Genomic DNA, 8,046 nt, shown 5'->3' with positions numbered 1-8,046 from the left:
ACCGCTTACCAAAACAAATTACCCAATAAAAAAGGAGCCAAAGCCCCTTTTTGATACCGTACTTTACTTCTAGGTAACTTGTCATTGCCATGAGCATTTTAATTTTATTAATTACCAAGCATCAGGCTAGAAAAAATAGCGATTTTTGGATTGAACCGAATTGCAAAGAGTCCTGGTTGCTGCCGGGCGTCGGCATAAAAAAAGTCCCAATCTCATAGAGAGAATCAGGACTTTGGGGAACTCTTAAAACAATTTAATGGTGGAGACGGCGGGAATCGAACCCGCGTCCAGAAGCACTCTACAGACAGTTCTACATACTTAGTGCTGCCATTTAATTTAATCCAGACGACGCGGACGCACACGCTGCGGCTGGACGAGTCACCTATTATTTAGTCTAAAGCTAAGTAACCCAACTTAAGACGATTCCCTATGAATGACTCTACTGCTGTTGCCAGCCCGCCCTAGGGAAGAGACGGTGTAGAGTTAGCAAGCAATTAAGCTGCTAATGCGTACGAGTTATCGTTTGCAGTTATATAGTTCTGATTGTATTTACGAGGTAGTCAGGCCTCGGTATGCCCTGCGCTGCTTTGCAACCCCTGTCGAAACCAGGTCGTCCCCAAACAGAACGTTATTGTAACGTGTAACTATGAAGTGCGGTAGATATTGATTATTTCAAGGGGCGGTTCGCTGGCTATGTTTGGCACGTATCAGTTCTAGCAGCTCCAGAGGTGAATCCAGAATGGCGTCTGCCTTCCAGTGGGTTGGCTCGGTGGCACCGCAATATCCCCAGGCCGCGGCAATACTGAACATACCCGCAGCTTGTCCCGCCTGTATGTCGCGCAGGTCGTCACCGACATACCAGCAATCCTCAGGCTTGACATCGATTTGTCTGGCGGCCTCGAACAGCGGAGCAGGGTGAGGCTTGGCATGCGGTGTCGTGTCGCCAGAAATACTACAGGCAGCATTTTGCAAGCCGAGTAAGGGTTGTAGCGGCATAGTAAAACGCATGGCTTTATTGGTTACGATACCCCATGGCAAGCCCAGTTGTTCGATGCCCTGCAGGAGCTGCGGTACGCCGGCAAACAGTTGGCTATGTACAGCAATAGCGCTCTCGTAATTTGCCAGAAATTCAATTCGCATCGCTTCATAGTCAGGATGTTCTGGTTTGATATCAAAGCCTGCGCCTAGTAAGCCTCTGGCGCCTGCGGAGGCGAAGGGACGCAAACTGAGATACGGAACTTCGGTCAATTGACGTTTGCTGCGCATCAGATTTACTGCTGCGGCAAGATCGAGGGCTGTATCGGCGAGTGTGCCGTCAAGATCAAACAAAATAGCGCGGGGAATTTGCATAAGGAATGGGGGTGATATTTTCCGCAGCGGGAGTCGCGGCGGAAGAAGGTGAGGGTATTTAAACTGGACGAGTGCAGCCAACCAGATAATTGACGCTGGTGTCCTGATTGAGTGAATAGATTTTCGTCAGAGGGTTATAGCCCATACCTTTTAGGGCTTCAACCTGTAAGCCAGCATTGCGGATTGCCTGAGACAATTCTGCTGGGGTGATGAATTTGGCGTAATCATGCGTGCCTTTGGGTAGCAGCTGCAAAAGGTATTCTGCACCCAGAATCGCGAATACATAGGACTTCAGATTGCGGTTCAGCGTGGAGAAAAATACATGACCACCAGGTTTGACCATGCGATAGCAGGCCTGAATCACTGAGGCCGGATCAGGTACATGTTCCAGCATTTCCATGCAAGTAACTACATCGAATCGCTCTGTCTCACGGGCTGCCATATCCTCTGCGGCGATTTTTTCATAGCGCACACTGATGCCAGATTCCAGGCCGTGTAAGTCGGCGACCTTGAGTGCTTTTTCAGAGAGATCGATGCCTGTGACGTTTGCTCCTTTTTTTGCCATGGATTCGGCAAGTATGCCGCCACCGCATCCGACATCAATCACTGTTTTTCCTGCCAGCGGTATGCGGCTGTTGATCCATTCCAGGCGCAATGGATTGATTTCATGCAGGGGGCGGAATTCGGAACTGGGATCCCACCAGCGGTGAGCCAGATCGCTGAATTTTTGAATTTCGGCCGGATCGACGTTAACTGTTGACATAGTTTAGATGCCTGAAGTGAGAGGGTGTAAGGCTGTTACGTGTGAAGTTGGCTATTGTAGTCCAACTTGATGAAAGCCTTCATGACGGGTACATAATAAAAAACCCCGCTGAAGCGGGGTTTTTTTAATTAACCGCCCGCAGGCGGAAAAATTATTTAACGTTACGTGTACCGACTACTTCGATCTCTACGCGACGGTTTTGAGCGCGACCTTCTGCTGATTTGTTATCAGCAACTGGTTGTTTTTTGCCCTTGCCTTCTGTGTAGACACGGTTCGCTTCGATACCAGCGCTAACCAGGTAAGCTTTAACAGCTTCTGCACGCTTTACAGACAATTTTTGGTTGTAAGCATCAGAGCCTACAGAGTCAGTGTGACCAACAGCGATCACAACTTCCAGGTTGATACCTTTCAGTTTTGATGCCATATCATCCAATTTTGCTTTTGCTTCTGGTTTCAATACTGCTTTGTCGAAATCAAAGAATGCATCAGCTGCGAAAGTAACTTTCTCAGATGTTGGTGCTGGCGGAGCAACTGGCTTCGGTGCTGGTGCAGGCGCTACTTCTGGTGCCGGTGCCGGTGCAGCAACTACTGGTGCTGGTTTGACCAATGGAGCGTCGCAACCTGGAACCGCGTCAGCCGGTGTCCAGTAGCCAGTACGCCAGCACAGGCCGAATGGATCGCGCACAATGACGCCGCGACCATCTTGTACATAAGCGCTATTTGGAGTGCTTGCTTTGATATCTGTCATATCTTGTGCAGATACTGAAAAAGCGGCTACTGAGGAAGCTGCGATAACGAGTTTTACTAAATTTTTCATATTTCTCCTCTCGGGTGAGATTACCTACCGCAGATGAACTGCGCAATTGACTGCATAAAACTGGATACTACCACGTGCTTGATGACAATACTATTTCATCATCAAATTACCATAGATGAAATAGCGTTGTAACACCTTACTATTTTGCCATAGGATGTATCACTAAGCTAAGATTGTTAAATGGCCAAAGTAACATTTTGTGAATTTGTCGTGTTTTAGCAACTTGCTACGTTTGGGTGCAAATACTTGAGATTGCCATCAATTGCGCGTCATTGGCAGGGCGTCTTACTTGGCAAGACCTCGTCCTTCAATCACAACGCGTCTGTTTGGCGCCAGGCATTCAGCGAGTTTGGCTTGCCCCAGCTTGTCGTCGCACGACATGATTTGCTGAGTTTTACCCATGCCCATCGTGTCTATCGTGGCGTTGATGCCCTTGCTACTTAAATAGGCCGCTACGACGTCGGCGCGCTTTTCAGAGAGTTTTTGATTGTATTGCTGGGTGCCTATGCGATCGGTATGTCCGGTCACAATCACCAGATCCACTTTGGCGCAGTTTGCGAGTTTGGGCATGACCTCTGCATCTATTTTTTGCTTGGCCGCGTTACTTAAAATGGTTTTGTTGAATGCAAAAGTTTCATCATTTTGCAATGTGACTGCAAAATCGCAACGTTTTGGTGCTGCGGGTTTGGCTGGTGCGGGGAGCGCAGCTACTGGCACAGGAGGGGCAATAGGTGGCGCTACTGGCGTGACTACTGGTACTGATAAAGGGCCATCGCAACCGGGAATAGAGTCGGCAGGCGTCCAGTAACCGGTGCGCCAGCACAGTCCGAATGCGCTCCTTGCAACGATGCCGCGACCATCCTGGACATAGGCGCTATTCGGCGTGGTCCCTTTGATACCGGTTTGTGCAAGACATGACAGGCTCGTCAAGGCAATCAAGCAGGTGGCATAGGTTTTAATCGTTGTAATCATTTTGTCTCCGTATGGATAAATAATTGTGTATTTGTGATTGTTATGAACTGATTACAACATAACTTGCTCCTCACTTGCTGTCATTTGGGCGACACTTGGCTGAATATGGTCTTGGCTCAAAAACGGTGTTGCTCATATGGCGAGCATGTTAAAATCAGAAGTTCAGCACTAAAAATGCCTAATTTGCATTTCTCTTGTTTTTTTGATGAGAATTTGTATGGTTTTTTTGAATGCATCGTTATTTAACCACGCTCTAAATTGCCGGCCCGCCAATGGATCAATTCGCTAAAGAAACACTCCCGATTTCCCTTGAAGAAGAAATGCGCAAGAGCTACCTCGATTACGCCATGAGCGTGATTGTTGGCCGCGCCTTGCCGGATGTACGTGATGGCTTGAAGCCTGTGCATAGACGCGTTCTGTTCGCGATGCACGAAATGAACAACGTGTATAACCGCCCGTTCGTTAAATGTGCGCGTGTGGTTGGTGAGGTCATGGGTAAGTATCACCCTCATGGCGACGCGTCTATTTACGACACATTAGTGCGTATGGCGCAGGATTTTTCTCTGCGTTACACACTTGTCGACGGTCAGGGTAATTTTGGTTCTGTCGATGGCGATAATGCGGCGGCTATGCGTTATACCGAGTGCCGTCTGGATAAGATCGCTAATGAAATTCTGGCCGATATTGAAAAAGAAACTGTTGACTTCGTTCCCAACTACGATGGCAAAGAAAAAGAACCATCTGTCTTGCCGACCCGTATCCCGAATCTGCTGATCAACGGCGCATCGGGTATTGCGGTAGGTATGGCAACCAATATCCCGCCGCACAATATTACTGAAATCATCAACGGGGCTTTGCATGTCTTGCGCAATCAGGACTGCACGATTGATGAACTGATCGAAATTATCCCTGCACCAGATTTCCCTACCGGAGGCATTATTTATGGCGTATCCGGTGTGCGTGACGGTTACCGTACTGGTCGCGGTCGTGTGGTCATGCGTGCCAAGACGCATTTTGAAGAATTTGGTAAAGAAAACCGTACTGCACTGATCGTCGATGAGCTGCCTTACCAGGTTAATAAGAAGTCCCTGCTGGAACGTATCGCCGAGCTGGTGCGCGATAAAAAGCTGGATGGCATTTCCGACATCCGTGATGAATCCGATAAATCCGGTATGCGCGTCGTCATTGAGTTGAAGCGCGGTGAAGTGCCAGAAGTCGTATTGAATAATCTGTATAAGCAAACGCAGTTACAAGACACTTTCGGTATGAATATGGTGGCGCTGGTGAACGGTCAGCCTAAGCTGCTGAACCTGAAGCAGATGCTGGATTGCTTCCTCTCGCATCGTCGCGAGGTGGTTACGCGCCGTACGGTATTTGAGCTGCGTAAAGCCCGTGAACGTGGCCATGTACTGGAAGGCCTGGCGGTTGCATTGGCCAATATTGATGATTTCATTGCCATCATCAAGGCAGCACCGACGCCGCCCTTAGCGAAACAAGAATTGATGAATCGCGCCTGGGACAGCTCCATGGTGCGTGAGATGTTGATGCGGACTGCGGCAGACAATCCAGCCGGTATCGATGCATTCCGCCCAGAAAATCTGCCGAAGCATTATGGTATTCAAAAGGACGGTTTGTACAAGCTGTCCGACGATCAGGCGCAAGAAATTTTGCAGATGCGTCTGCAACGTTTGACTGGTCTGGAACAAGATAAGATCGTCAACGAATACAAAGATGTGATGTCGGTGATTGCTGATTTGCTGGATATTTTGTCCAAGCCAGAGCGCGTCACGGTCATCATTACTGATGAATTGACTGCTGCCCGCAATGAGTACGGTGAAGGTAACAAAGACGTTCGTCGTTCCGAGATCACGCACAATGCGACCGATCTCGAAACAGAAGACCTGATCACGCCAGTCGATATGGTCGTGACACTGTCACATACCGGTTACATGAAATCGCAGCCTTTGTCCGAATATCGCGCGCAAAAACGCGGCGGTCGCGGGAAGCAGGCGACCGCGACCAAAGATGATGACTGGATCGAGCAATTGTTTGTCGCCAATACGCATGACTACATCCTGTGCTTCTCGAACCGTGGCCGTCTGTACTGGTTAAAAGTCTGGGAAGTACCGCAAGGCTCACGCAACTCCCGCGGCAAGCCGATTGTGAATATGTTCCCGTTGCAAGATGGTGAAAAAATCACAGTGATTCTGCCATTGTCGGGTGATAACCGCAGCTTCCCTGAAGACCATTACATCTTCATGTCGACCAGCCTTGGTACTGTGAAGAAAACGCCATTGAATGATTTCAGCAATCCACGTAAAGCCGGCATTATCGCGGTGGATCTGGATGACGGTGACTTCCTGATTGGTGCCGCGCTGACTGACGGTAAGCACGATGTCATGTTGTTCTCTGACTCTGGCAAGGCAGTGCGCTTTGACGAAAACGATGTACGTCCAATGGGCCGTACGGCACGTGGTGTGCGCGGTATGAACCTCGAAGAAGGTCAGCAAGTGATTGCGCTGTTGGTGGCTGAGAACGAACAGCAATCGGTATTGACCGCGACCGAAAATGGCTTCGGTAAGCGTACGCCGATCACCGAGTACACTCGTCATGGTCGTGGTACCAAAGGTATGATTGCGATCCAGACGTCTGAACGTAACGGCAAAGTGGTTGCGGCGACACTGGTGGATAGCAATGATGAAATCATGCTCATCACAACCGGCGGTGTGCTAATACGTACCCGTGTCTCAGAAATTCGTGAAATGGGTCGTGCAACACAAGGCGTTACCTTGATCGCGGTAGAAGATGGCACCAAGCTATCTGGCTTGCAGCGTATTGTGGAAACGGATGTTGACGAACCAGATACCGATGCAAGTGCGGATACGGCTGCTGATACCGGCGCTAATGACGAGCCAGCTGCTGCGGAGTAAATTGTATGACAACGATCTACAATTTCTCTGCCGGACCTGCCGTATTACCTAAAGAAGTATTGCAGCAGGCCGCAGCAGAAATGCTGGACTGGCATGGCAGCGGTATGTCAGTGATGGAAATGAGTCATCGCGGACCGGAATTTATGTCCATCATCGCCGCAGCGCAAAGCGATTTGCGCGAGCTGCTGGCGGTGCCGGACAATTACAAAATTTTGTTTCTGCAAGGTGGCGGTTTAGGTGAAAACGCGATTGTTCCCATGAATCTGATGGGACGTAAACCGCAACCGGCAATCGCAGATTTCATCCATACTGGATCGTGGACTGCCAAGTCGATCAAAGAAGCGCAAAAATACGGCAAGGTGAATGTCGCCGCCTCCGCCGAAGCGAACGGACACACTGTGATACCGTCCCGTGATAGCTGGACCTTGTCCAAAGATGCTGCCTACGTGCATCTCTGTACGAATGAAACCATCGATGGCGTTGAATACCATTTCGCACCGGATGTGAGTGCCGACACGGGCGATGCGCCTATTGTGGCGGACATGTCCTCGCATATTTTGTCGCGTGTGATTGATGTTGCTAAATACGGTGTGATCTTTGGTGGCGCGCAAAAAAATATCGGTCCTGCCGGCTTGACCATCGTCATCGTGCGAGAGGATTTGCTCGGTCATGCGTTGCCAATTTGTCCCTCAGCCTTCGACTGGAAAATCGTCGCCGACAATGATTCCATGTACAACACGCCGCCAACCTATGCGATTTATATTGCCGGTCTGGTGTTCCAGTGGCTGAAGCGTCAGGGGGGCGTTGCCGCCATGGAGCAGAAAAACATCGCCAAGGCGCAACTACTGTATGACTATCTGGATGCGTCGGACTTCTATGTCAACCGGGTTGCTAAGGATTGCCGCTCACGCATGAACATACCATTTTTTTTGCGTGATGAAAGTTTGAATACTGAATTTTTAACGCAGGCAAAGCAACACGGCTTGCTGCAATTAAAGGGACATAAAGCGGTTGGTGGTATGCGCGCCTCGATTTATAACGCCATGCCGATCGAAGGCGTACAAGCCTTGGTTAGTTTTATGAAAGAATTTGCCCGCGCTCATACTTGAGCAGCGAGCGATCCGATAGCCTCTCCTCTTTAGCCCTTTCTTTGCATGGCATTCACCATCACCTGGAAACCGTGGCGCTAAGGACAACGACCAAAAGTCGGAAGA

General features: G+C 49.5%; 6 protein-coding genes and 1 other RNA gene. 2 read left to right on the top strand and 5 right to left on the bottom strand.

Annotated elements, in window-relative coordinates:
• Window positions 1-257: 257 nt before the first annotated feature.
• The 5 genes from ssrA to ACO0K4_RS17990 form a co-directional block, all read right to left on the bottom strand.
• Window positions 258-618: a transfer-messenger RNA gene (gene ssrA / locus ACO0K4_RS18010) on the bottom strand.
• Window positions 619-672: 54 nt separating this feature from the next.
• Window positions 673-1,350 (bottom strand): HAD family hydrolase, encoded by a 678-nt coding sequence (locus tag ACO0K4_RS18005; protein ID WP_422958059.1) that lies wholly within the window; start codon window positions 1,348-1,350, stop codon window positions 673-675.
• A gap of 58 nt (window positions 1,351-1,408) precedes the next feature.
• Window positions 1,409-2,113 (bottom strand): bifunctional 2-polyprenyl-6-hydroxyphenol methylase/3-demethylubiquinol 3-O-methyltransferase UbiG, encoded by a 705-nt coding sequence (gene ubiG / locus ACO0K4_RS18000; RefSeq protein WP_422958058.1) that lies wholly within the window; start codon window positions 2,111-2,113, stop codon window positions 1,409-1,411.
• 151 nt (window positions 2,114-2,264) lie between these two features.
• Window positions 2,265-2,930 carry an outer membrane protein OmpA gene (ompA, locus tag ACO0K4_RS17995; RefSeq protein WP_422958057.1) on the bottom strand — a complete coding sequence of 222 codons (666 nt, stop codon included), beginning with the start codon at window positions 2,928-2,930 and terminating at the stop codon, window positions 2,265-2,267.
• 285 nt (window positions 2,931-3,215) lie between these two features.
• On the bottom strand, window positions 3,216-3,902 hold the full coding sequence (locus ACO0K4_RS17990; protein ID WP_422958056.1) for an OmpA family protein: 687 nt from the start codon (window positions 3,900-3,902) through the stop codon (window positions 3,216-3,218).
• Window positions 3,903-4,174: 272 nt separating this feature from the next.
• Here ACO0K4_RS17990 and gyrA point away from each other — a divergent pair, with 272 nt between their 5' ends.
• Together gyrA and serC are read left to right on the top strand one after the other, a co-directional pair.
• Window positions 4,175-6,832: a DNA gyrase subunit A gene (gene gyrA, locus ACO0K4_RS17985; RefSeq protein ID WP_422958055.1), complete on the top strand. Its 2,658-nt coding sequence runs from the start codon at window positions 4,175-4,177 to the stop codon at window positions 6,830-6,832.
• A gap of 5 nt (window positions 6,833-6,837) precedes the next feature.
• Complete coding sequence (serC, locus tag ACO0K4_RS17980) at window positions 6,838-7,941, top strand: 3-phosphoserine/phosphohydroxythreonine transaminase (protein WP_422958054.1); 1,104 nt, start codon at window positions 6,838-6,840, stop codon at window positions 7,939-7,941.
• The last annotated feature ends 105 nt before the right edge of the window (window positions 7,942-8,046 follow it).

Origin of the sequence: Undibacterium sp. RuTC16W, from assembly GCF_049339445.1 — a bacterium.
Lineage (GTDB): Bacteria > Pseudomonadota > Gammaproteobacteria > Burkholderiales > Burkholderiaceae_D > Undibacterium.
The sequence above is the reverse complement of the archived record's forward strand: the minus strand, read 5'-3'. Positions and strand labels throughout refer to the sequence as shown.

Bases quoted from the DNA above. Each gene is read 5' to 3' on its own strand.
- ACO0K4_RS18005 (WP_422958059.1), bottom strand. From the start codon at position 1,350: ATGCAAATTCCCCGCGCTATTTTGTTTGATCTTGACGGCACACTCGCC.
- ubiG (WP_422958058.1), bottom strand. From the start codon at position 2,113: ATGTCAACAGTTAACGTCGATCCGGCCGAAATTCAAAAATTCAGCGAT.
- ompA (WP_422958057.1), bottom strand. From the start codon at position 2,930: ATGAAAAATTTAGTAAAACTCGTTATCGCAGCTTCCTCAGTAGCCGCT.
- ACO0K4_RS17990 (WP_422958056.1), bottom strand. From the start codon at position 3,902: ATGATTACAACGATTAAAACCTATGCCACCTGCTTGATTGCCTTGACG.
- gyrA (WP_422958055.1), top strand. From the start codon at position 4,175: ATGGATCAATTCGCTAAAGAAACACTCCCGATTTCCCTTGAAGAAGAA.
- serC (WP_422958054.1), top strand. From the start codon at position 6,838: ATGACAACGATCTACAATTTCTCTGCCGGACCTGCCGTATTACCTAAA.